Raw genomic sequence first — 25,794 nt, forward strand, 5'->3', positions numbered from 1 at the left:
CCTACTTCCCTTTAAAATTATGAATGTTTTTTAAAAATTTTGGTTCACCACTTACAAAATAATCTTTTAACCCACCTACGCCAGCTTGCGTATGGTCAATGCCAAAAAGTGTGTTTGCTTCAATAATTTTAATACCATCTTCCGTTAGAGCAATATCCCAACCAACAAGGTTTATTTGCGTTAACTTTTGTGCTGTAATCAAAATTTGTTGCTTAACAACTTGCCAGTTAGGTATTTCTAAAAGGGAAAAGTCAAAGTAAGAATCGGGGTGTTTGTTATACCTTTCAATACCAAACTCATATGTGGCAAAAGGCCTGAGCCCTTTTCCTGTATTTAAATCAATCCCTATTAATAGTCCACCTGCAGAGCTATTATCTATTTCTCTTCCTGCTGTGCCCATTCTTAAAGTTGCGGCAATAAAATCAACACTACCATCATCATTTCTTACGGTAATTGCCCTTAAGGTATTCACACTATTGGAATAAACCGCATCTAAGTAAGAATGCTGCTCAATCGCTGCTTCAACTACATAGTCGCCACTTAAGGCCTGCAAATAGTTATAAGTTATCTTTTTATCGTTATATTCATAACCTTCACTTGTACGTTTCGCAATAATTATCCCTTTGCCACCTCTTCCCATAACCGGCTTGATAAACAATTTTTTGCAAGTCAAGGTATTAAACATTTGTCCAATTTTTTCTGAAGTTAGCTCTTCATTTTTAAATGAAGTCAGCTTGCCATCACTTTTCACCACTACAATATTTGATTGCTGTAAGCCGATATTATTGAACAATTTATTCATTGAAATTTTGTTTTCGATGAGGGGAATTACAGCCTTTACATTATCGTATTGAGGAAAAATCACTTTATAAAAATAATATGAAGGTATATATTTTTTCATTTCATCTAAAGTTAAATGACAATCTAAAGAGTAAAAATCATGGGTATAATATTGGGTTGGTATATAATCCCAATACTCTTTTAATTGCTTTAACTCATTTTTTATAACAGAGTCAGGCTTTTTATTTAATGCTGTTTTAAAACGTTTAAAATGCTGCTTCATACGATCATTTGTTAAATAATGATAATAAAAACGAATGTGATCTAAAACTTTGTGCTTTGTGTAAGAAATTAGGTTCATGGTTATCCCTATTATAATAAACAGATTGCTTGTCGTATTTTTCCATTTTTCGTTCTCGGGATAGACTTAACCTCTTGAATTTTAAATGAAATAGATTTACCAAGCCTTTCTTTAGCATTTTTAGTTAAAATTGAGCATTGCTCGTTATTAAATTTATTTTTGTCTGTAACTACCAAAATTGTAATTTCATTTTTCTTATCTTGAATAAACTGTGAGGCAATTAAACCATCAACACCTTTAGGTATGTGATTTAATATATGAACTTTCTGACCATCTTCAGCAATTAAATAATCTCCCATTCGCCCTTCAATAGAATCAATGATGGGAAATACACGCCCGCATGGACACGATGTTTCATCTGATAATAAAACGTGGTCGCCTGTTTTATAGCGTACTAAGGGGTAAAGAGAATTGTTAAAATTAGTACCGACAATTTCAGCTCTATCTCGTCCATTTTCAGCTTTCCCTGCAGGCAATAATTCTACGTGAGCGTAGTCTGTTAATATGTGATATCGGCCATGTTCACAACTGGCAATTGCAGCTACACGCTCAAATAACCCATACCAATCAAATACGGTGCATTTAAATCTTCTCTCGACTAATGCTTTGTCTTCTTTGCTAAGAGACTCTGACGAGGTAATGATTGACTTTAAAGTACCTTGATAATAGGTGTCATTACTCTCTAAATGCTTTGCCAGCGTAACAATAGACGATGGATACGCTTGAATCGCTTTGACCCCATAGTTTTGCATTGCATTTAAATAGCCATCTAGGTTTTTTTGTGCGAGATGAAATGAAGATAATAAAATCATATTTTCAAAATACGAGTAACGCCAAAAAGGGCCTTTTTTTTGCTCTTGTGGGACAATCATATCGCCGCGCAACCACGCTCGTTTGTCGTTATGCTCAATTCCAGCCCAGTGCATCATTCTATTTATAAAGGCTTGCTCAGTAATTACCGATTGCATATTTTGTGGAATAGATAATGGAGCGCCAGTCGTGCCACTGGTTGACCCTTTAACAACCACACCTGATTTATTAGGCGATAAAAACCTATCTTTATTGCTATTTACCTCAGCCTTATCAATGTAAGGAAACGTATTTATATCATCGGCAAAGCGTTGATAAAAAGCGATGTTACGTTGCGCTTCTGTTAGTACGTTTTTAAGGGTTTTACTTTGATATTGCTTTAGCGCCTCTGAGTCATAGTCATGGGCAATTAGCTCTTTGGTGAGCTGCTCACACTCTTTATTTTCTCTCAGTTTTTTGCGTATAAATGCTCTTGAACTTAATAAAATATTTTGAATAAAAACTGGGCTCAACTTATATACTTTGCTGGTAAACATTAATAATAATCCTTTGGATCAATGTCTGATTTGATGATTTTCCCGGGGATCCCAGCAACTACGCTATTATCTGGAACATTCTTAACTACAACGCAGTTGGCACCTATGACGCAGTTATTCCCTATTGTTATTTCACCTAAAATCTTTGCGCCTGTCGCAATAAAGCAATTATCGCCAATGACGGGGACATTTATCGATTTAGATTTCCCACCAATAGTAACATTTGAACCTATTACACAGTTTTTGCCGATCGTAGATCTTTTATGTATTACTACCCCAATTCCACCGTATGCGAATACAGTATTCGTGCCGATGCTAGTCTCAGAAAAAATAGCCGAGTTATGTATAAGCCGAATTAAAATATTGAAAACCTTGGGAAGCAAAGGGATCTTATGTCTGTGTAAATAATTACCTATGTGATAAAGCTTCATCTTTTATTCCCTATTGAATTATGAAGATACATTGCGCTAAATAAAAAAAGTAAGGCGGGAGTTTTAGTTGTTAGTGCATTATTTGTTAGTGACACCATAAAAAATATAATCAATGCTGCACATAAACTTATATTATCTTTACTTGCTAGCTTAAAAGGAAGCCTATAACAGCTCACTATGAGTAACAGCGTACTTATCAATCCAAAGCTGACAACCCAACCTATTAAATAATTTTCGATAACATCTATTTCAATATAAAACGCGATATTACTAATTAGCTCTTGTGATGCACCAAATATCCATTCTAGTGGGCTTAATTGCTCCAATATAATAAACACATCAAACCGCGCTTGTGCACTGCCATCAACGTGTAACTTACTTAAAATACGTGACCCTATAGGTGTAAAAATAATAATCAGCGAAGTAAAAATGACCGCGCAAAAAGTGAGAGCTTGTAACGCGGCAAATCGCATTTTTGTCATTTTAATACCCTTCGTTAAAAATGCAGGTATTTTGGGAGCGACGAGTATAAATGTGCCTAAAAGAAAAACCCCGACCGCGGCCCTGCCGCCAAAAGCAAACAAGGCTAAAAAAATCACTGTAAAATATAGCAAGGTAGGAAAACGAGTTTGGTTCATTAAAAGTGGCGCTAAAGCAGCCGTAATTAATGCATTATTTAATGGATGCGTTAACAGCGCCGTTGAACGAAAATGACTAAAGCTTGAAAAGCTTACATCAACTAAAGTTTTACCCAAAATAAACTCTAAAATAGCAATCACTGCGTTAATAAATAATAAGTACGCCAATAGTCGCAATAACTTTTTTTTATGTTCTGACTTTAGCTGACTTAGCAAATAAACGGCTAATAACGCAGCGACAATTGTATCAATTAAATAAGCCATTCCTGAGGTGCCAAATCTAAATAATCCATAAAATATCACCACAGAAATACTCAAGGTACTTACTAGCCAAGCACCTCTTAGCTCTTTGAGGTTTGCAAGCGGCTTATTGAGCCCTTTTTTAAGCGTTAACAGTCCAATACAAAAAAATAGAATATAGCTCGTGATATGTATTTTCCCTAAAGGGCTACCGCCATCAGAAACATACTGAATACCTAAATTTTCAAGTACATAACCACCAAAAATGAATGACAATAAAAAAACGCAAAACATTATTTTATAAATATTTTCACTTCTCATTTATTTAAAATCCATGTTTTACATTTTTTATAATTTAGTAGGGTAAGCACCAGTATAAATATGCATGCACCTATCATTACATCAAAAATAATATTTAAAATGGGTAAGTCAATTGAGATAAAATTATAAACACGAAGCTCAGGTAGCAAAATAGCCATACATACTGTTGAAAAAATAATTTTATATACTTGATTTGGTATAGGGTATTTATATCCTTTTTTAATAGACAACCATAACGCTACCCCGAATGAGACCAGACTTGCGCTTAAAAAAGCACTTGCTGCGCCTATCAAGCCATAAAGAGGGATCAAGGTAAGTAATAAGGAAAGATTAATTATTAAAGAAAAAACACTGATTCTTGGCAGATATTTAGTATTTAAAGAAAACTGTAAACCATGGTCGATATAATGCGCCTTTAAATTTATAACAAATACACCAGCGCACAAAATATAAATAATTGTAGGGCCTTGCGCCAAATACTCGTCACTTAATAATAGCTGAGTGATGGGCTCTGCCAAAATACAAAAACCAACTAAAGCAGGCATTGCAACACAAGTAAGTAAGGTTAAGTACTCGCCATGTGCTTTATAGAGCGCTGTTTTGTCGTTTATTTTCTTTGTTAGCTCAGGGTAACTTGGCAGTGCGACAACCATAAAAATAAGCGCACCAATACCAAGAAGAATATTTGATATAGCGGCGTAAATACCTGTTTGTGCTAAATCTAGGTAATCTGCGATAAAATATCGGTCTAAACGGCTTGATATTGCAGCAACTAAGCCGCTTGCCATTAGCGGTAAACCGTAAGCAAAAATAGCTTTAGCATCCACTGTTTTAAGCTTAGAGAAGCCTACACTTAAACGTTTAAAAACGCTGATACCCGCAACAACATAGCTAAAAGATAATGCGTATAGTGCAAGTAAAATATCAGTATGTATAAACAACAAAGCACCGGTGAATACAATCGACATTATCGATTGAGTTAGTACCGCTATCCTATATTGATTTAAACGTTCCATAACACGCGCTAATTCAAGATAAAATAAATACAATGCTTTAGTTAAAAAAAGCAAAAATGTCGCTATTGATGTATTAATACTTAATAGCTCTGTTAAGTGTAAACCTACAATAACTAACGCAAATGCAGGTAGTGTGCAACACAGTATTATTGAACACGCGATAGCAGCAAAATACGAATGTTGATCGCTACTTTTACTTGGGAGTAAACGCAGCATGCTTAAATTAATCCACTGAGCAGCAACGGCTCTGACAATTTCGACGGTAAGCAGCATTAATGCCAACATACCGTATTCTGTAGTGGTTAATAGCTTAGTGTGAATACTTATTAAAGCAAAAACACTGATTGCAGCAAAAACTTGCACTGGTGCATATTTTAGTAGTGCTTTAAACATCGGTTTGCTTATCTAAAATACTTGTATACAAATCTATATATTTTTGAGTAATACAGGCTGTGTTAAATTTACTCTCAAGTGTGGATTTAGAGGTAATTATATTGTGGCTGGTAAGCATATCTTGAATATCTTTAACAGTCAGCGAATCTGATAAATATAAAACGCCCATTCTTTCGAAAAAAACTTTTTCATCTTCAAGTATACCTACTTCAGTTGTAATAAGAGGTAGACCAACAGCTAACATTTCTAGAGGAACCAGCCCAAAAGTTTCTTCACTAGACGTGAAAATACCTAGATTAGCACTCTGGTACTGTTTAACTATTTCTACTTTATTCAACTTACCTAAAAAGTTTACCTTATTTTCTAGACCAAGAGTGCTAACCTGCTTTTTTAGCTGCTCTGTATAGACATTATCTGCAGCAGGCCCAATCACAGTAAGTGTGGCGTTAAAGCCAGCATCAACGAACCTACTCAATAGATTAATTGAATGCTCAACCTTTTTCCTAGGAGTTAATAGTGCACATGTAACAAGCTTTATGCTTTTTTGCTCATTTCTAATATAGTGAGCATTAAAATACGCTTGATCTATCGGGTTATGAATCACTTCAGACTCAAAGCCATCTTTTAGTAATGCGCGTTGTAATTGTTTGCCTACAACAACTACGTGATCGTTTCGTTTTTTTATGATTTGCGGAATAACTTTTTCATATAAAAAGTTATTAATTAAACCTACATTACGGCGGGCTATTTTTTTATAGCTATGAACTGTGACAATTGTGTTGCCATTGTAACCACTACCGATTAAAAGACTCCAAAGATGCGTATGAACTAAATTTGGTTTTAGCTTTTTTAACAGCTTTCGAATATGCCAATTTTGCCATACTATCCCAGGTATTTTAAAGCCTGTATGCTTGCTAGAACAAGGCAGCCAAATAAAATCGACATGCTCAGCTAGGCTAATAACTTCGCCTGTGTAAGGCGTTTTACTTTGCGGATCTAAACCAATAATAGTGTATTTAAACTCGGGGTTTACTTGGCTAACTAAATATTCTCCAAACATTTGACAAACACTGTCTACCCCACCGCAGTTTTCAGTGCCCCACTCATAAGCTGAGAGAGGCATAATTAGTACTATATGTTGCTTAGGCATAATAGTTATTCTTAATAAAACATACGGCTAAATTATTTAATAATGCTAAATGTAAGGTGTATAAAGCACCTTTACATACATCATTTTTAATCGATTTAAAGGTAATCATCTGAATCTCTTAAATTATACCGCGAGTATCAATGACAACTTTTGAAGCAAATTGCGTTTTATCCGCTGCTTTAAATTGTTTATGATCAACAAGCACGACAATAATATTTGCTTGCTCTAACGCTGAATCAAGAGAGGTAAGTTCGACACCTTTTGACGCTAATTTTTCAGGAAGCTCATGTATATTAGGCTCTACCGCTAATATTTTGCCAACATTTTTTGAAGCTAACTCTTGTACGATTTGAAGTGCTGGACTTTCGCGAAGATCGTCTATATCTGCTTTAAATGCTAAACCTAAGCATGCAATAACAGGACGTTTAAACTCATCGGCCGCTTTAGTTATTTTGCTAATAACATAATACGGTTTAGCGTCATTAGTCAGGCGCGCTTGCTTTATAATGTTGGCTTCATCTGGGCAACTGGCAACAATAAACCAAGGATCAACAGCGATGCAATGCCCGCCTACACCAGGACCTGGGTTTAAAATATTTACGCGAGGATGACGATTAGCTAACTTTACCAGTTCCCAAACATTAATTTTAAGTTTGTCACATATTACAGATAGCTCATTAGCAAATGCGATGTTTACATCACGAAATGAGTTTTCAGTTAGTTTTGCCATTTCGGCTGTTCTTGCATTAGTAACAATGCATTCACCACGTACAAAAAGTTCGTATAATTTTACGGCTTTTTCACTACATGCTTTGCTCATTCCACCAATTACACGGTCGTTTGAAACAAGCTCTTGTAATACATAACCTGGTAATACACGTTCAGGGCAATGTGCAATATTAATATCGGCGGCATCGCCTTTGTCTTGTGGGAATGTTAGATCTGGACGGGCTTCGCTTAACCACTGAGCTAGTTGTTCGGTTGCGCCTACTGGCGAAGTCGATTCTAAAATAACTAAATTGCCTTTTTCGAGCACTGGTGCAATAGTTTTTGCTGCTGACTCGATATAACTTAAGTCAGCTTTATGATCGCCACTTTCGCTATGTATAAATGGTGTAGGTACCGCCACCATAAACACATCTGCTTTTTCTGGTGTGGTCGTTGCACGTAAATTACCGGTAGACACAACCCCTCTTACGATTATATCTAGATCAGGTTCTACAATATGGATTTCACCTGCATTTATTGTGTCAACTGCTTTTTGGTTTACATCTAAACCAATAACGTTAACCCCTCTTGATGCAATTACGGCTGCTGTTGGTAATCCTATATATCCTAAACCGACTACTGATACTGTTTTAATCGTCATAATAAATCCTATATAAATAAGTCTGTAAAACGTCTATTACACGTTAAAGTGCTGTTTAATTTTTGAAATGATACGTTCACACGCTTTACCATCACCGTAAGGATTATGTGCGCGACTCATCGTTTCATAATCAGCTTGGTTTGTTAGTAAGTTTTTAACCTCATTAATAATGCGGTTTTTATCTGTTCCAACAAGTTTAACAGTGCCAGCAGCTACGGCCTCTGGGCGTTCGGTTGTGTCACGCATTACTAATACAGGTTTGCCTAAGCTTGGCGCTTCTTCTTGAACACCGCCGGAATCGGTTACAATTATGTGTGCTTTGCTCATAAGGTACACAAATGGTAAGTAGTCTTGAGGCTCGATAAGTTGTACGTTTTTAACATTTTTTAAGATACGGTTTACCGGTTCACGTACATTTGGGTTTAAATGCATTGGATAGAGAACTTGCGCTTCTGGGTGAGCTGTGGCTATTTCAGCAAGGGCTTCACAAATACGCTCAAATCCACCACCAAAACTTTCACGTCGGTGTCCGGTTACTAGAATTAGTTTTTTACTTTCATCTAATTCTGGAAATTTAGCTTGAAGAGTCTGAATTAATGTTTCGTCCGTTTTTACTTTATCAACTACTTGTAATAATGCGTCTATAACCGTGTTTCCGGTGACAATGATGTCATCAGCGTTTACGCCTTCGTTTAATAAATTTTGCTCGGAGGTATCTGTAGGCGCAAAGTGTAGTTTGGTAATTGCTCCCGTTAATTTACGGTTGCCTTCTTCAGGCCACGGAGATGCTAAATTGCCTGTACGTAATCCTGCTTCTACATGCCCGACAGGAATTTGTTGATAAAAGGCAGCTAGGCTTGCCGAAAGTGTTGTACTTGTATCGCCATGAACGAGAATTAAATCAGGCTTAAACTCTTCAAGTATTGGCTTTAAGCCTAAAAGAATATTTGTTGTTACGTCGTACAGGCTTTGCCCCGGTTTCATGATGTCTAAATCATATTCAGGGGTAATTTCAAATAAGTCTAACACCTGATCAAGCATTTCTCTGTGCTGCGCTGTTACGCATACTTTTGCTTCGATGCCTTCAGCTAATTTTAATGCTTTAACCAATGGTGCCATTTTAATAGCTTCAGGACGTGTACCAAAAATACTTAATACTTTAATAGCCATGTTATTCCTTAATTTTAACGAATTCATTGTTGTTTTAACTAATGCTTGCAGCCATTAAGCTTTTAACTTGTTTGGTAAATTCTTCACCCATAACGCTCGATTGCATTGCATACTCAACATTTGCAAGCATATAACCCAATTTTGAACCACAATCATGTGACTTACCTTTTAAGTGGTAAGCTTCTAATGGTTCTAGGTGGCGAAGTTGAAGTAGCGCATCAGTAAGTTGTATCTCATTACCAGCACCTGGGGGAGTATATTCGAGTAAATCCCAAATAGCTGGAGAGACTACGTAGCGACCTGTAATAGCTAAATTGCTAGGGGCATCGTCGCCAGTAGGTTTCTCTATCATATTTTTAATTATTGCGTTTTCACCAGGCATTATTGTTTTGCCAGCTAGATCAACAACACCATAATTATGGACTTGTTCAGTAGGCACTTTTTCAACCATTATTTGGTTATGGCCTGTTGTTTCAAAGCGAGTGATCATTTGCGCTAAATTATCAGTTTTTAGGTTCGACTTATATTGGTCTATAATCACGTCGGGTAATAAAATTGCGAATGGATTATTACCAACTATAGGACGAGCTTCTAAAATTGCGTGGCCTAATCCTAATGGAGCTGATTGACGAACAGATATAATAGTAACGCCCCTAGGGACTATTGATCGCACTTCATCTAATAAGCTTCGTTTTACACGCGCTTCTAACGTGGCCTCTAGTTCAAAACTAGTATCAAAGTGGTTCTCTATTGAATTTTTTGAAGCATGTGTAACAAGTATTATTTCTTTAATTCCAGCTTGTACGGCTTCATTTACAACATATTGAATTAAAGGTTTATCAACGAGGGGAAGCATTTCTTTAGGCGTTGCTTTTGTTGCTGGTAACATTCTTGTACCTAGGCCTGCAACTGGCAATACTGCTTTTAATACACTCACTTTAATTCCTTTTTAGTTACTTTAGGCAGTAAATAACTTAGGCCGCGTAAAAAGATAAATACTACCTACTTTACGAGCACCACAACCTTGTGGGCGTGCATTATACACAACACACTAATTCGCTCAATAAAAATAACACCCTTTACGATTGTTTTATGTTGCAAAAATGTTTCAGTGTTGAGTTTTAGCGCTTTTATGAACTACCTTTCTAAAACTAATGCTACTATAATGGCATCGTTTGCTTATTAGGGATTTGCTTGTGCGCTTTGGACTTTGCATTTTTATATTAGTGTCATTTTTGGCTTGCGCACAAGATATGCTTTTGTATTTACGCAACAGTGATATAATCGCCCTTGCTAAGCAACACTATGGTGAACAAGGCCATCGTCGTATACAACAATGGCTCGCTTTTATTGATGAATCGAAAACTGAAAGCGAGTGGCAAAAAATTCATTTAGTTAATGACTTTTTTAATGAAAATATTAAATATAAAACCGATGATGAACTTTGGTTGCAAAAGGATTATTGGGCAACACCACTTGAGAGTTTAGGTGTGGGTATGGGCGATTGCGAAGATTATGTTATTGCAAAGTACTTTACTTTAATTGCCTTGGGAATACCTGAAGATAAAATCAGGTTTATGTACGTGCGTCAACGTACAGTGAATCAGCCTCATATGGTGCTTATCTATTTTGAAAAGCCAAATCAAATTCCTTATGTATTAGGCAATTTCAACACAAAATTATTACCCGCAAATAAGCGCAACGATTTAACCCCTATTTATAGTTTTAATGGTCAAGGGTTATGGTTAGCTAAATCAAAAGGGTTGGGGAATAAGGTTAAGAATAGTCGTGGCGTATCGGCTTGGAACACTATGCTAGAGAGAATTGAGCAAGGCCAGCTTTCTCCTGTTAAAAATAACTATAAAGGAACTACCAGTTATGTCTCTGCTTACTAAAAATGGATTAAGCTTAAAAACCCAAGTTTATGGGCTTATAGTAGCGATCTCGTTTATTTCATTTTTTATACGTATTATTACAGACGTTGATACCACCCGTAATTATTTACAAACTCAAATGGCAAGCCATGCTCAAGATACCGCAACGAGCTTAGGGCTTTCTATATCACCCTACTTAGAAGAAGATAGCATCATGATTGCCCAAACAATGGCAACGGCTATTTTTGACTCTGGGTATTATAATCATATTAAATTTACTGACGCGCAAAGCAATATTGTTTTTGAGCTTGCTAATCCTAAACGGGTCGAATCAGTGCCTGATTGGTTTATAGCTATGTGTAAATTAAATGCCCCGACTATGCAGTCTGAAATCAATAATGGTTGGCTAATGGCAGGTGTGCTTGAAGTAACAAGCCATACGGGGCAATCTTACTTAACACTTTGGCAGCACACTAAACGTAGCTTATACGGCTCATTTTTATTGTTAATGGCATCACTTGCCATCGCATTTTTAATCTTACGGGCTGTGTTCAAACCTTTAAAAGCGGTAGAAGACCAAGCAAAGTTAGTTACTCGCAAACGTTTTACATTAAATAACGAAATACCAGTTGCCAGAGAACTTCGTACAGTAACTAAAGCCATTAATAACATGGTTATTAATTTACAAAGTACATTTGACTCTTTAACAAAACAAACCCAAGCGCTTACTGAAGAGGTCTACATTGATCAGTTAACTGGTTTTGGTAATCGAAAGTCGTTTGAAAATCACTTTAACTCTGTTGTTGGGAGTATTAGTGAAGACACGCCAATTACAGCGATGATGCTTACACTACCCTCGCTGGCTAATATAAATCAAGCTGTAAGCTATCAAGACGGTGATGAACATGTACTTGATGCAGCCGCAACGCTTAAAACTCTTGTTACTGACTTATCGAATACACGAGTATTTAGGTTAAACGGAAGTACCTTTATTGTACTCGCTCCCTACGACACTTTATTCTTAAATAAAGCCCGTTTAGAGTTAACCGATGCATTTGGTCAAAAAGAAAATAGCTTACACATTAATGGATTTGCTAATTTAGCACTTATTCAAGTTGATAATGGCTCTTCTATGGGTGACGTTTTATCGTCACTCGATACTGGCTGCACGATTGGTGAAGGCACTAACGTCAATAAAATCGATAAAGATACTTTATTAAGCGTAAATCAATGGCGCGCACTTATTAAATCTATTATCAATTCTGGCGAAGTCAGTTTTTCAGTACAACCTGTTAAGCAAGCAAACTCGAATGACAAGCAATGTTACTTTGAAGTGTTTGCTCACTTTACGCACAAGGGTGAGAAAGTAAATAATGGTCATTTATTCGCTATGGCTGAAAAATTGAATCTCACTGAAGAACTAGATAAAAAAATAATCCGTAACTTTGTTAATGTTAAAGAGCAACACCCTGATGATATATTTGCCCTGAATATCAGCAAGGCATCATTGTACTCCACAGATTTTATTCAGTGGCTAACACTGTATGCGCAAACCAAAGCTGTACTCAAAAACAACCTATTATTTGAACTGCATGAAATTAGTTTACTTTACAATGTACACGTCGCGTCTTTGCACATTGATGCTATAAAAGAAATTGGTATCAATGTATGTATTGAGCACTTTGGCACTAGTTTAACCTCGTTTAGGTATCTACAAGGTCTTGATGTTGAATATGTGAAAATTGACGGCAGTTATATACAAGACTTAATTACGAATACCCAGAGCCAGTTTTTTATTCAGACCGTTAATAACATTTGTCATGGTTTTGGTATCAAAGTAATAACCTGTTTAATCGAAAAGCCAGAAACCTTAAAAATATTAGAAAGCTTGGGTTGTGACGGGTTGCAAGGTAATTTAATTATGCCCCCGTCAAAAATCATTAAATTAAATGGCGAAAGTGAAAATAAAAAGTTTACTTTCTGTTCGGATGCGATAAAATTTTGCAATTAGTCAGTAAATCAATGGATGAGAAATGAAATCAATTATTTTAGCCGGCCTAGTTGCCAGTGCTTCGGCACTTATAAGCTTACCTACCTATGCCCAAACGGATACTGCTGCAAAGGTTCAAAATGAAAGTATGAATAGCTTAATAAACATTTTAAGCAACGTTACGGCGCAAACGTCTCCTGAACAATTAGAAAAAGACTTACTAGAAGCCATTACACGTATTTGTAAAAACAACGAAAAAAATCAGCTAGATGAAACAATCCCTTACGGAAGCTGTTCTCCTGCAAATATTGACGGAATGATTTCGGCTGTTATTGCCTCATTTGGTGTGGATAGCCCATTAATTTCTAACTTTTTAGCTGCACTGTCTGCCTATGGTGTTGACTCTGACACTATTACCATAGCAGCAATAACAGCGGGTATAGATGCAACCGTAGCCTCTGAAGCAACTGCTGCTGGTCCTGTAGGCACTCAACCTCCAGTGATTGTAGCCTTACCAACATTACCTGTGTCTCCTGGCGCAGGCGGTACCGGTGGTGATGCTGGTATATCTGAAACGGGTAATTAATTTACTGTTGAATATAATATAAACGCAGCCTTGAGGCTGCGTTTTTGCTTTTGAGTTTATTTTGAATCGTTTCATATTCTTTTGTATCTGCACCATACTATTTTTACTTCCCCTCCCTTTAGGCAGTTATAGGCCTTGGGCTATTTTAGCTATGGGCATTTTAATTGCTGCTACGTTTTGTACTCACTTAGTTAATAGTGTTATAAACGACAAGCAAGCGCTTTATCCTCCGTTATACTCTTGGCCTTTATTTAGTGTGCTTGGCGTTGTTGTTTTGGTGTGTGGCATACAGTTATTAGGCACCAGTGTAGATGCTTTTCAAACAAAGCAAATGCTTCTTAAAACTGGCTTTATGATACTGTTTTGCTGGTTAATATTTATCTACTGTAATAATGCTCTTCGAATCAGAAAACTCATTTATGCCATTATTTGTGCGGGTGTATTCCAAGCCTTATATGCCAGTTACTTAAATCTGTCACCCGATATCGTTAGCCCTTTGTTTAGTTATAAGCATACTGATCGTGCAATTGGGACATTTACATACTCTAACTTTTTAGCAAACTATTTATCTCTGTGCTTATGTTTAGGTATTGGTGTTTTGATCAGCGAGTTAAAAAGAAGTAATAGTGATTATAAACAAACTTTTGAGCAAACCATGCGAGCTTGGGCTGAAATATTATTAAGTTCCAAAATTATATTACGAGTGTCTTTAATTATAATTATTGTTGCACTTATTTTAACCCGCAGCCGCATGGGTAACTCGGCCTTTTTTATTGCTCTGATGATAATAAGTGCCCTCGCTTTATTTATATACAAACAAAAGCCTCGATCATTCAAATTACTCATTGTTAGTTTTTTTATTATTGATTTAATTATCATTGGTGCCATATTTGATGTAGAAAAAGTAAAGCAGAGGATCACTGAAACTAGCTTACATTCAGAAACTCGTGACGAAGTAGTTCGCGACTCAATTCCGCTTATATTAGATCATCCGTTTTTAGGCGCCGGCGGTGGTACGTTTTATACCGCGTTCCCTCAGTATCAATCTGAGCCCTACTCTGGCTACTATGATAACGCTCACAATGATTATGTTCAGTTTGCAGCCGAACTTGGCATACCCGCTACATCACTACTTGGTTTGCTTGTGCTTTATTGTTTATGGTTGAGTATTTCGACGATGCGAAAGCGTAAAACGGCGCTATTTCAGGGAGTGGCCTTTGCTTGTGCCACAGCCATAGTCGCGATGCTACTACACTCATCGGTTGACTACTCACTGCAGGCCGGCGCAAATTCAATGCTATTTATCACTATTTTATGCTTAGCAATATTAACCAATAAATTACCTGCGCCCAAGCGAAACCGAAAAGAGCATGGTTAAATACAAAGGCAAGTAATTACTTAACATAGAGTGATTAGAAGCTGCGCTTTTAACGCGGGCAAGCTCTGCGTCTACCGCTAAGGTTCAATTTACTTGCGTCTAAAAGCAACGCTATCGAACTTGCTAGTATATCAATAATAAATTAACCACCGAGGACACGGAGAAGAAAAAGAGAAGTAATTTTAGGAGCTAGGGCGTGTTGACCTTTCGTGATTGATTTTGCAGCAGACTGTTTGGTATTTAGGCAAGGCAGAGTCTATGTAGTGTGGTTATTCCCCATAAATAGGCGATAACGCAGCATAAATGCCAAACATGCGCTGCCCTTTGGGTTCTTTCTAGGGGCAATTTACTCTTTGTTGCTCGGTTTTTACTTAGCCCACTAGGTTACAAACCTCGCGCCGCGATTAAATCGTCCCTAGATTGAACAAATTTCAATCCACAAAGGTCAACACGCCCTAGTAACTGCAAACAAATTTAACTTAGCTTTTCTCTGTGTAACGCAAGGCGCCTCTGCACTCTCGGTGGTGAGACCAATTTTTTAAGTAATGAGAAGCTTCACTTCTAACGTGAGCAAGCTCAACGTCTACCGGTAAAGTTTAACACTGTGGTTAAACTCACTTGTAGACGCACAGCTTGCTGGCGTTTAAAATCTACGCTTTTATGTTCATGAATACTTATTAGTTATGCTCTAAATCAAACTCAGTTAAATGCCCGTCGCCATGGATAAGCTGGTAGCGGGATAAATTCCCCTGCTCTAAGGTTATTAAACTAATAGCCGAATCACTCACTAAATATTTTTGCCCTTCATCTATAGTTTGGTGTTTATCTACTTCCATATGCCAGCGCTTTGTAAAAAAGTTTAATGGACTTTTTGGACCGTATAAAATGGAGTCGAGCTTATCAAGTACGTTTATAAGTTTACGAGGGAATTCGTTTTTAATGCCACTGGCAGTGAGTTGCCAAATTCGGTTGGGGTGATCACCAAAACGCTTTTGCACCGAAAAACAGAACGAGTAATGTACGTCTCCAGATAGAATAAGTGTTTCGTTAGGTGTGTCTGTGCGTCTAAACGTATCAAGTAATTTTTTAGCCGAGCCTTCGTGTGCCATCCAATTTTCTACGTCAACCATAAGCGGTTGCCCACAAATATTAAACATGGCTTGAATCGCTTCTATTGATTTAACACCAAACACGGGGGCCGGCGATACAATAATAACTTGTTCGTGACTTAACAGGCTTTCTTCAAGATCAGTTAAACGCGCCCAATCCAGTAAACCAGACGGTTCGTTAAAGTTTGACTCGTTACGCCAGCGGTGTGTACGAGTGTCTAGCACAACAACTTTAGGTGTTGTAGTTAGTTCGTAATGCCAGTAGTTAAACTCATGTAAGGACTTGTCAAATGCTTTAAATTGCCAAACATCCTCATCAACTAAGCTATCTTTGAACGGTTGTATTAATGCGCTTGTTTTAGTGAGTGCATCATTACCTATTCCTTGAAACAACCAATAACTGGCTAAGCCATTGCTCACAATACGTTTACTACTTTTATTTTGACTTATTGCTTGCTCCCACCCAGCAGTAAGATTCCAATCATCCGTGACATCGTGATCGTCAAACATCATCAACGTAGATACATTGGCAAATAACCGCTCTACCTCACTCAAACCTTCTGCATAATCAATTAGAGCCGTTTTTTCAGCATTGAAAATAGTCTGATTTTTATTATTTTGCTCTGTATATTGCGTCTTCTCTAGATCAACACATGCCCAAGCTACCGCACTAAAATTCAGCAAATAGAGCGCGATATATTCTTCAAAATAAATAAGGTGATTGTAAGCCTTGACGCTTGAAAAGTGCGGTTCGTCTTTTTTTAACCAATAACCTACGCCTAACTTAGAACGATTTTGCCAAGGCGTTTTAGGTAGAAAATGATGCCTATTATAAAGCTGCTCGTTTATATCGCTGGGTAAAGCAAGCTCAAGTGGTTGCTCTTTATATATGCCAAGCTGATCTATTAATTGATAAATAACCAACAACATAGGCCCTGCTACATCATCGGCATACACCTGATCGCCGCTGAGCAAAAGTAGCTGCGCGCCTTGTTCATTCTTACTGCGCTGAGTATTTTGCCATTTACTTGCCGATACTAAACTATCTTTTGCTGGGTGATGTGCGTTACGACACGAACCATGCAAAATATCAGTCAGTTTATTGGGAATTACAAACGCGGGAGTTGGCTGATTTTCAAAACACCAAGGAGATGAATCAATGCTCTTACCATCGATAAAAAGCGCATAAGGGAGCTGTGTATCGAGAGGAAACTGCTCGTTTATAGGTTTTATAACAACAAAGTGTAAAAATAAGTGTTCGCCTAGCGCAATACTTTGCTGTTCACTGTAACTTTCGTTATTTATAAGATCTATACGACAATTTGCAGGCTTGGATGTAGCAAACTGAATGCACACACCCGCTTGCTCTGCACGGCGCACCATTGGCCCCATTAGTAAAATAGGAAGTTGCCCCGTTTTAGTCATCATAGGGTTAGCCTTTAGCTGCTAATTTAAATAAAGAGTAAAAATTGTCAGTCGTCGCTTTAGCTAACTCGTTAAAACTAATACCATTTAATTCACTTATATAATAAGCGACATCTTCTACGTACGCTGGCTGATTAGTTTGCCCGCGATGGGGTACTGGCGCTAAATAAGGCGAGTCGGTCTCTATTAATAAACGATCGAGTGGAATTTTTTTAACAACGTCTTTTAGCTCTACCGCATTTTTAAACGTAACAATGCCTGAAATAGAGATATAAAAACCCATGTCTATGGCTTTTTTAGCCATATCCCAATCTTCTGTAAAACAATGTAATACACCGCCGCAATTTTCAGCTTTATGCTCACGCATTAAGTTAATAGTGTCGTCGCGTGCATCACGAGTATGAATAATTAACGGCTTTTGCAATTCGTTAGCCACTTCAATATGCCCAACAAAACTAGCTTGTTGCACTGCGTGTGTGTCTTTTGCGTAGTAGTAATCTAGGCCTGTTTCGCCAATCGCAACTACTTTTTCATGCGATGCGAGTTCGGTTAATAATTGTTTATTGAGCGCGTCTTTTTGATCAAGCGGATGAACACCACAAGAGGCTGATACATCAGCATAATGCTTAATTTTATCGAGCATACTTGGAAACTGATCAAGTGTTACGCTTACACATAAAAAATGTTCAATCTTTTTTGCGCGTGCTTTATCAAGCACTTGGTCAAGGTTTAAATCGAGTTTATCAAAATCAAGACGGTCTAAATGGCAATGTGAATCTACTATCAAAATTGGGCCTGTTATTACTACATGGTGTAAGTTGGATTACCGGAGTTTAACATAGTCCCCAGTAGTTTTTCGATCTTGGCATTTAGGTTTGTTTTATCATCTAAAAAGCTAATACCTATGCCAGGCGGGTTTGAACTTTGTGCGCCTTGAGGAGTGATCCACGATACTTTACCGGTGACTACGTCATCCTCTAGTGCATCGGGTAATGTGACTCTAAGCGCCAATGAATGACCCGCTTCGTAGCGCATATTCGTTCGCACAAACAAGCCCCCTTTGTTTAGATAAGGCATATAACAGCGATATAACTCATCGAGGTCATCTATATCAACTAATAGCTCTTGCATGTTTAGTCCTGTTTATTGATTACGTAATATGTACGCTAATCGCGATACTGCCAGCGATAAATTAAGGCCAAGGATCTTTGTATTATTTTGCAAAAACTCGCTCAGTGCTTGTTGCGCAACTTGATACGCTTCAAAGTTCATACCTTGCAACAGCTGCTGCTTTAATTGCTCACTTAAGAACAAAGTAAATATACGAACAAGCTCAGGCTGTTTATTTATAATATCGACTAACGCTTTGAAATTATGACTTTGTTTAAACTCAGTTGCAAATTTATAGAGCATATCAATACTTTGTAGCTGATTTTGTTCTTGCCAGTGCTTTATTTGTAACGGCTGGTTGTAAAAAAGAGGTAACCAGCTATAACCGGTAATTTGCAATGCTTCAAGCCATTGCTGGGCAAGCTGTGTGTTTGTTACTTTTACATCGGTTTTAGCACAACGGCTCAATATAGTCGCTGGAAGTTGCGCAGCTTGGCTTGTGGTCAGTATTAAAAATCGGCTATTACTTGGCTCTTCTAATGTTTTTAATAATGCATTTGCTGCGGCTGTTGTCATTTTTTCACAGTTTTCGATGACAACAACTTTGTTGCCATTTTGCGCTGCAGAGTGATGCATAAAATCACTAATACCCCGAATATCATCTACGCCTATACTTTGTCCATCTACCTGCGTTAAACGTTTATCGGGATGTGTACCCGCGAGCGTTAACGAACAACTCTTACAATGTCCGCACGGGGCTAAAATGCTGTTAGGAGCCGCTGATTGCGCCACTACATTTTGGCACAATAGTGCATTAGCTAACTGATCACTTAACTCAAATTTACCAACACCAATAGGCCCGCAAAATAATTGCGCATGATGAAAGCGATGGCCACGAAAGCTTTGCGCTAAGCGTTGCTCTGTATCGTGTAACCAAGGCAATGCCATGTTATTTTAACCCTTCAAAAAATGTACGTAATACGTTGGTGATATCACGATGCACTTTGTCAATATCTTGATTTGCATCAACTGTTTGAATTGAACTATCGTCACTAGCAAGCTCAAGGTAACGCATACGTGTACGTTGAAAAAACTCAATCGCTTCTTGTTCTATACGATCTAACTCACCTCGCCCTTTCGCGCGTTCAAGGCCAATAACAGGGTCAATATCAAGGTAAATAGTTAAATCAGGTTTTAGCCCTTTTAATACCATTGACGATAACGACGCGAGTGTATTTGAGCTAATACCACGCCCGCCACCTTGATAGGCTTGAGACGATAAATCATGACGATCCGCAAGTATCCATTTGCCTTGTTCAAGCGCTGGATTAATTACGTTATGCATCAACTGCGAACGTGCCGCATACATAATTAACAGCTCGGTCTCGAATGCAATTTCTTCAGTGTGTTCTGCTTTTACAAGGGTGCGTAGTGACTCGGCTAGCGGTGTACCACCTGGTTCGCGTACGTTTATAAAGTCGATCTGTTTTTTGTTTAAGAAATCTTGGCATAATGAAATTGCCGTAGATTTACCAGCGCCTTCTAGGCCTTCAATAACGATAAATTTTGGTTTCATAAAAAATTAATTCTTTTTATTTAATATATACGTTTTAACTGCTGCATTGTGCTGTTTTAACGTGGTTGAAAATTGATGACTGCCATCACCTTTTGCGACAAAGTAAACGTATTCACTGTGAGGTGGATTAACAGCGGCTAAAATAGCGGCTTTGGATGGCATGGCTATCGGTGTAGGCGGCAACCCCTTAATACGATACGTATTGTAGGGTGTGTAGTCGCGTAAGTCTTTGCGTTTAATATCACCATCAAAATTCTCTCCTAACCCATATATTACGGTTGGATCGGTTTGAAGGCGCATATTGGTATTTAATCTATTTACAAACGCTGAGGCAATTAACGGACGCTCGCTGGCAAGCCCCGTTTCTTTTTCAATAATTGAAGCCATTATTAATACTTCATAAGCTGAGTTATAAGGTAAATTTTGTGCCCGTTGCTGCCATGCATCATCGAGTGTTTGCTGCATTTTTTGCGCTGCACGTTTTAGCACACTGCTTGCGGTATCGTTATTATGATAATGGTACGTATCGGGAAATAACCACCCTTCAAGGTGTATATCGCTACTCAATATTTGCTGACTTAGTTGCTCAATGTTTAAATCATTTTTTAAGTTAGTGGTATTTTTAATCGCCGCTAACACATCGCGCAGTGCTTGGCCTTCAATAATAGTAAAACTAAAGCTAACTTGTTGCCCTTGATTTATTTTTTTTATGTTACTGATAACGCTCGTATTTGAAAGCACGTAAAGTCCCGCTTTTAAATCGGTGAGTGTTGGATCTAGTTTTGCGATTATTTGATAACGCCAGCAGCTATCGACCCAATTATTAGCTTGCCACTGCTTACAGAGCTTATTAAAGCCAGTGCCGCGTTTGACTTCAAACTGGGTGTTATTTGTTACCATTAAAGGGGTATTTATTGTCGCTTGTAATTGCTGATAACCAATAGCAGTCGTTATAACAGCTAAAAAAAGCACTGATAAAATAACTTTTAACACTTAGCCTCCTTGGCTAATAATTTAGTGAGTAATGCATGGCTGTTGGCTGTATTAAACACCTGTTGCTCAATACTTTTTACAGGCACTGCTCCCATTAAGCTATTGCACACAAATACGGCGTCGGCTTGGGTTAAGTCTTCTACTTGCACGCGTTTAAATTCAACAGGCAATTTATCACATAACGATTGCAGATAAACGCCCTTTATTCCGCACTCATCAACCAATGGTGAAAATACTTTATGATTTTTAATCGCAAAAATATTGGCGGCAGATGCTTCAATTACATTGTTATTGTGATCAAGGACTAATACATCGTCGCAGTTTTGCGTTTGCATCGCTTTTTTTATAAGTACTTGCTCAAGGCGGTTTAGTGTTTTAAGTCCAGCTAAATAAGGCTGAGCTGCTAATTTAATGGGGCTTATTTCAAGCCTGACTCCTTTTTTAGCAAGTGCACTATAATTGCGGGGGTAATCGAGCACACTCAATAAAATAGTAATATTACATTCACTTGGCAAGCTATAACCACGCCCACCTTCACCTCGGGTTATCAGTATTTTGAGCACACTGAGCTGCAGATCGGTTATATGCGGTGTGATTTTATTTTCAAGGCTATAAAAGTCTAACTCAGGAAACCCCAGACGCTCTGCACATTCAATCAAACGCGCTTTATGATGAGGCCAATACTGTACTTGCCCATCAACAACTTTAGCCGTTGTAAAAAAGCCATCACCATAGTTTAAGCCACGATCGCTTATGCTGATGGTGCTGCTATCACGTGCTGTAATAATTGTTTGTGTATGGTTTATTATTTTTTGCATAAAAAAAAGCTCAGTTAAACAACTGAGCTCTTATAAGTTAGTTCGTTGTTAAAAAAGATTATACCTTTTTAAACAGCAACGAGCCATTAGTACCACCAAAGCCGAACGAGTTACACAGTGCAAAGTCTAATTTGGCATCACGTGCAGTGTGCGCAATGTAATCTAAATCACAGCCTTCGTCTGGGTTATCAAGGTTGATTGTAGGAGACACTTTTTGATCTGTAAGCGATAAAATCGAAATAATTGACTCAACAGAGCCCGCTGCACCCAGTAAGTGTCCCATCATTGACTTAGACGAACCAACCATTACATCTTTAGCTGCATTACCAAAAATAGACTTAACAGCCGCAGTTTCAGCTTTATCACCAGCATGCGTTGATGTACCGTGTGCGTTAATATAACCCACTTGCTGTGCGTTTACTTGCGCATCGTTTAACGCGTTTTCCATCGCCAGTGCGGCCCCAGCACCGTCTTCTGGCGGTGAAGTCATGTGGTGCGCATCACCACTCATACCAAAGCCAACCAGCTCGGCATAAATTTTAGCGCCACGTGCTTTAGCGTGTTCGTATTCTTCAACGACAACAACACCTGCCCCATCAGATAATACAAAGCCGTCACGGTCTTTGTCCCAAGGACGAGAAGCCGCTTGTGGATCATCGTTACGGGTTGATAATGCGCGCGCCGCATTAAAGCCGCCCATACCAATTGGTGTGCTTGCTTTTTCTGCACCACCGGCCACCATTGCATCTGCATCACCGTATGCAATCATACGCGCTGCATGACCAATATTATGCAAACCTGTTGTACAGGCTGTCACAATAGAAATATTTGGCCCACGAAGTCCATGCATTATTGATAAATGACCAGAAATCATATTAATAATGGTAGAGGGTACGTAAAATGGTGAGAGCTTACGTGGACCGCTATTTAATAGTTTAACGTGGTTTTCTTCTATAAGCGTTAATCCACCAATGCCAGAGCCCACAGCAACACCTATACGTGTTGCATTTTGCTCTGTTACTTCTAGACCAGAATCTTTAAAGGCTTGAACACCCGCTGCAATACCGTACTGGATAAATAAATCCATCTTTTTAGCATCTTTTGCTGGCATGTAAGCCGATGCATCAAAGTCATTAATTAAACCAGCGAACTTTGTACCAAATTTTGATGTGTCAAAGTGAGTTATTGTTTGAATACCACTTTTACCATCTAATAAGCCTTGCCAGGTTGATTGAACATCATTACCTAACGGCGTCAACATTCCTAAGCCAGTTACGACGACTCGACGTTTAGCCACGGTTTGCCTCCAATAAGGGATATTTTTATAAGGTGGATGATCATACCCAAGCTACCTCAAAGTACTAGTCTCAAAATAGATTAAAAATGCATAACACAAACAAAAATAATTTTTAATTAAGATTGGCGGTTAAGGCTAGGTTTTGAATCATGAACTTTGAGGTGGTTTGGATATATAGATTAAGGGCAGCGAATGCTGCCCTTAATGTGCGATAAATTACTCAGCGTGAGCTGTAACGTAATCGATTGCAGTTTGTACTGTAGTGATCTTTTCAGCTTCTTCGTCTGGGATCTCAGTATCAAACTCTTCTTCAAGAGCCATAACTAGTTCAACAGTATCAAGAGAATCTGCACCTAGGTCATCTACGAAAGAAGATTCATTTTTAACTTCTTCTTCTTTAACACCTAGTTGTTCAATAATAATTTTCTTTACGCGTTCTTGGATATCGCTCATTCTTCTTTCCTTTATTAAAAACGCCAATGCGTTATTTTCAGATTGCCGCGTAGTTTACGCCGCATAATTCTCTGATTCAATGATTTGACCATAAATAATTATCTGGTCAAACCTCTGAGAGTAAGTTTTGTCTTTTATCGCTTATTTTCGCAGCGATTTCAAGTATGTTTAAAGCAAGTTCACAAAAAATTCAATGTTTTTGAGTTACTCTACTTAACTTAAATTAGTTTTAGTACAGGTAAAATAACGATTAAACCATGTACATCGCACCATTTACATGCAAAGTTTCGCCTGATACATACGCCGCAGCATCAGATGCTAAGTAACAAACTGCAGCGGCTATTTCGTCTGGTTGGCCTAAACGCCCTGCCGGTACATTAGCAAGTGTAGCTGCTTTTTGATCGTCACTGAGTTCATCGGTCATATCCGTTTGAATAAAACCAGGCGCTACTACATTTACTGTAATACCACGAGAAGCCACTTCGCGTGCAAGCGATTTAGAAAAACCAATTACACCGGCTTTAGCTGCCGCATAATTAGCTTGCCCTGCATTGCCCATAGTACCGACTACTGAGCCTATGTTAATAATACGACCGTTCTTTTTCTTCATCATTGGACGTAATACCGCTTTAGATAAACGGAAGATTGAGCTTAGGTTGGTATCGATAATATCATCCCACTCAGACTCTTTCATACGCATTAATAAGTTGTCACGTGTAATACCTGCGTTATTTACAAGTACATCGATGTCACCTAAGTCCGCTTTTATTGCCGCAAGTGTTGTCTCTATTGATGCAGGATCAGTGACGTTTAGCGCATAGCCCTTACCATTGTCACCTAAATATTCACTGATTTTAGCAGCGCCTGACTCACTGGTCGCAGTACCCGCAACTTTTGCACCTTGTGCAACTAAGGTTGTTGCGATTGCTTTACCAATACCACGGCTAGCGCCGGTGATGAGGACAACTTTGCCCTCTAAAGAAAATAAATTAGACATTATATATACTCTTATTTAGCTGCATCAATTGAAGCGGCATCGTTTACTGAGCCACAGATCATTGCTTTATCGATTCGTTTTGCCAGCCCTGTTAGTACTTTACCAGGACCAAATTCGTAGCTTTGCGTTACACCTTGTGCAACTAATGCTTGTACTGTTTCAGTCCAGCGAACTGGGCTATAAAGCTGGCGTACTAGTGCATTTTTGATTGCATCAGCACAACACTCTGCTTTTACATCAACATTATTAATTACATCACACTTAGGTGTATTAAATGTTAAAGCGGCTAAATCAACAGCTAATTTATCAGCTGCTGGTTTCATTAATTCACAATGCGAAGGGACACTTACAGAAAGTGGTAGTGCACGTTTAGCACCAGCATCTTTACATGCTTGCGATGCTCTATCTACTGCTGCTTTATGGCCTGCAATAACAACTTGGCCTGGGGAGTTGTAATTTACTGGAGAAACAACGTCGCCTTGGGCTGACGCGGCGCAAGCTGCTTTAATTTCTTCATCGCTTAAGCCAATTATTGCCGCCATTGAACCTATGCCAGCAGGGACTGCTTCTTGCATATACAAACCACGGTTTTCAACTAGTTTAACCGCTTCGCTCAAGCTAATAACATCACTACATACCAGTGCTGAGTACTCTCCTAAGCTGTGGCCTGCCATAACAACGTCAGTATCAGGGTTTGCTGCTAACCAATCACGATAAATAGCAACACTCGCTGTAAGTAAGGCTGGTTGAGTTCGATGAGTTTGATTTAGTTTTTCTTCTGGTCCATTAAGGACTAACTCTGCTAAGTCGTAACCCAGTGCATCAGATGCCTCAGCAAATGTTGCTTTAGCACTCTCTGAACTCTCTAGTAGCGCGTGTAACATGCCAACGCTTTGCGAGCCTTGACCTGGGAATAGAAGTGCAATTTTTTGTGCCATACTTTGCTCTTTTTAATTAAACAAATAAATAATGA

Annotated in this window: 24 protein-coding genes; 4 read left to right on the top strand and 20 right to left on the bottom strand. The window is 38.2% G+C overall.

Translation table 11 applies throughout. From position 1 onward, the window contains the following. Position 1: 1 nt before the first annotated feature. The 9 genes from PALI_RS08755 to galU form a co-directional block, all read right to left on the bottom strand. The gene (locus tag PALI_RS08755) at positions 2–1,141 is read right to left on the bottom strand and encodes a sugar-transfer associated ATP-grasp domain-containing protein (RefSeq protein WP_193155609.1); all 1,140 of its coding nucleotides are present in this window, start codon (positions 1,139–1,141) and stop codon (positions 2–4) included. 11 nt (positions 1,142–1,152) lie between these two features. Beyond that, positions 1,153–2,487: a phenylacetate--CoA ligase family protein gene (locus PALI_RS08760; RefSeq protein WP_193155610.1), complete on the bottom strand. Its 1,335-nt coding sequence runs from the start codon at positions 2,485–2,487 to the stop codon at positions 1,153–1,155. After that, entirely contained in the window at positions 2,487–2,918 is a 432-nt protein-coding gene (locus PALI_RS08765; protein ID WP_077538244.1) for a serine O-acetyltransferase, read from the bottom strand. Before PALI_RS08765 ends, PALI_RS08760 begins: the two co-directional genes overlap by 1 nt. Beyond that, positions 2,915–4,117, bottom strand: coding sequence for a VpsF family polysaccharide biosynthesis protein (locus tag PALI_RS08770; protein WP_226894525.1), 1,203 nt, complete (start codon positions 4,115–4,117; stop codon positions 2,915–2,917). Before PALI_RS08770 ends, PALI_RS08765 begins: the two co-directional genes overlap by 4 nt. After that, positions 4,114–5,526 carry a lipopolysaccharide biosynthesis protein gene (locus PALI_RS08775; RefSeq protein WP_193155611.1) on the bottom strand — a complete coding sequence of 471 codons (1,413 nt, stop codon included), beginning with the start codon at positions 5,524–5,526 and terminating at the stop codon, positions 4,114–4,116. The genes PALI_RS08770 and PALI_RS08775 overlap by 4 nt, the downstream gene beginning before the upstream one ends. After that, on the bottom strand, positions 5,519–6,676 hold the full coding sequence (locus tag PALI_RS08780; RefSeq protein WP_193155612.1) for a VpsD family glycosyltransferase: 1,158 nt from the start codon (positions 6,674–6,676) through the stop codon (positions 5,519–5,521). Before PALI_RS08780 ends, PALI_RS08775 begins: the two co-directional genes overlap by 8 nt. Before the next feature lie 118 nt (positions 6,677–6,794). After that, on the bottom strand, positions 6,795–8,045 hold the full coding sequence (gene wecC / locus PALI_RS08785; protein WP_138584086.1) for a UDP-N-acetyl-D-mannosamine dehydrogenase: 1,251 nt from the start codon (positions 8,043–8,045) through the stop codon (positions 6,795–6,797). A 36-nt stretch (positions 8,046–8,081) separates the two neighbouring features. Further along, the gene (gene wecB, locus PALI_RS08790; protein ID WP_182701338.1) at positions 8,082–9,215 is read right to left on the bottom strand and encodes a non-hydrolyzing UDP-N-acetylglucosamine 2-epimerase; all 1,134 of its coding nucleotides are present in this window, start codon (positions 9,213–9,215) and stop codon (positions 8,082–8,084) included. 34 nt (positions 9,216–9,249) lie between these two features. Further along, complete coding sequence (gene galU / locus PALI_RS08795) at positions 9,250–10,152, bottom strand: UTP--glucose-1-phosphate uridylyltransferase GalU (RefSeq protein ID WP_193155613.1); 903 nt, start codon at positions 10,150–10,152, stop codon at positions 9,250–9,252. Between the two features lie 259 nt (positions 10,153–10,411). On the opposite strand from galU, the gene PALI_RS08800 reads away from it, so the two are divergent. From PALI_RS08800 to PALI_RS08815, 4 genes are all read left to right on the top strand, one after another. Continuing rightward, entirely contained in the window at positions 10,412–11,110 is a 699-nt protein-coding gene (locus PALI_RS08800) for a transglutaminase-like cysteine peptidase (RefSeq protein WP_077538252.1), read from the top strand. Beyond that, positions 11,094–13,100 (top strand): bifunctional diguanylate cyclase/phosphodiesterase, encoded by a 2,007-nt coding sequence (locus tag PALI_RS08805; RefSeq protein ID WP_193155614.1) that lies wholly within the window; start codon positions 11,094–11,096, stop codon positions 13,098–13,100. Before PALI_RS08800 ends, PALI_RS08805 begins: the two co-directional genes overlap by 17 nt. 22 nt (positions 13,101–13,122) lie before the next feature. Continuing rightward, positions 13,123–13,665, top strand: coding sequence for a hypothetical protein (locus tag PALI_RS08810; RefSeq protein WP_193155615.1), 543 nt, complete (start codon positions 13,123–13,125; stop codon positions 13,663–13,665). Positions 13,666–13,726: 61 nt separating this feature from the next. Then, a complete protein-coding gene (locus PALI_RS08815) occupies positions 13,727–15,043 on the top strand; it encodes an O-antigen ligase family protein (RefSeq protein ID WP_193155616.1) in 1,317 nt (438 codons plus the stop codon). A gap of 677 nt (positions 15,044–15,720) precedes the next feature. Here PALI_RS08815 and PALI_RS08820 read toward each other — a convergent pair. From PALI_RS08820 to fabD, 11 genes are all read right to left on the bottom strand, one after another. After that, on the bottom strand, positions 15,721–17,580 hold the full coding sequence (locus PALI_RS08820) for an alkaline phosphatase D family protein (RefSeq protein WP_193155617.1): 1,860 nt from the start codon (positions 17,578–17,580) through the stop codon (positions 15,721–15,723). 4 nt (positions 17,581–17,584) lie between these two features. Then, complete coding sequence (locus PALI_RS08825) at positions 17,585–18,364, bottom strand: TatD family hydrolase (protein WP_193155618.1); 780 nt, start codon at positions 18,362–18,364, stop codon at positions 17,585–17,587. 17 nt (positions 18,365–18,381) lie between these two features. Continuing rightward, positions 18,382–18,708: a PilZ domain-containing protein gene (locus tag PALI_RS08830; protein ID WP_077538258.1), complete on the bottom strand. Its 327-nt coding sequence runs from the start codon at positions 18,706–18,708 to the stop codon at positions 18,382–18,384. A 12-nt stretch (positions 18,709–18,720) separates the two neighbouring features. Continuing rightward, positions 18,721–19,635 carry a DNA polymerase III subunit gene (locus tag PALI_RS08835; RefSeq protein ID WP_193155619.1) on the bottom strand — a complete coding sequence of 305 codons (915 nt, stop codon included), beginning with the start codon at positions 19,633–19,635 and terminating at the stop codon, positions 18,721–18,723. A gap of 1 nt (position 19,636) precedes the next feature. Then, positions 19,637–20,263 carry a dTMP kinase gene (tmk, locus tag PALI_RS08840; protein WP_077538260.1) on the bottom strand — a complete coding sequence of 209 codons (627 nt, stop codon included), beginning with the start codon at positions 20,261–20,263 and terminating at the stop codon, positions 19,637–19,639. 6 nt (positions 20,264–20,269) lie between these two features. After that, positions 20,270–21,256, bottom strand: a complete 987-nt coding sequence (mltG, locus tag PALI_RS08845) for an endolytic transglycosylase MltG (RefSeq protein ID WP_193155620.1) — start codon at positions 21,254–21,256, stop codon at positions 20,270–20,272. Continuing rightward, entirely contained in the window at positions 21,250–22,074 is an 825-nt protein-coding gene (gene pabC, locus PALI_RS08850; RefSeq protein ID WP_193155621.1) for an aminodeoxychorismate lyase, read from the bottom strand. Before pabC ends, mltG begins: the two co-directional genes overlap by 7 nt. 58 nt (positions 22,075–22,132) lie before the next feature. Continuing rightward, positions 22,133–23,371, bottom strand: a complete 1,239-nt coding sequence (fabF, locus tag PALI_RS08855; RefSeq protein ID WP_077538262.1) for a beta-ketoacyl-ACP synthase II — start codon at positions 23,369–23,371, stop codon at positions 22,133–22,135. 216 nt (positions 23,372–23,587) lie between these two features. Next, positions 23,588–23,824, bottom strand: a complete 237-nt coding sequence (gene acpP / locus PALI_RS08860; protein ID WP_002962377.1) for an acyl carrier protein — start codon at positions 23,822–23,824, stop codon at positions 23,588–23,590. 250 nt (positions 23,825–24,074) lie between these two features. Continuing rightward, positions 24,075–24,821 (bottom strand): 3-oxoacyl-ACP reductase FabG, encoded by a 747-nt coding sequence (gene fabG, locus PALI_RS08865; protein WP_077538263.1) that lies wholly within the window; start codon positions 24,819–24,821, stop codon positions 24,075–24,077. Between the two features lie 11 nt (positions 24,822–24,832). Further along, on the bottom strand, positions 24,833–25,759 hold the full coding sequence (gene fabD / locus PALI_RS08870; protein ID WP_193155622.1) for an ACP S-malonyltransferase: 927 nt from the start codon (positions 25,757–25,759) through the stop codon (positions 24,833–24,835). Between the last annotated feature and the right edge of the window lie 35 nt (positions 25,760–25,794).

The organism is Pseudoalteromonas aliena SW19, from assembly GCF_014905615.1.
Taxonomy (GTDB): Bacteria; Pseudomonadota; Gammaproteobacteria; order Enterobacterales; family Alteromonadaceae; genus Pseudoalteromonas; species Pseudoalteromonas aliena.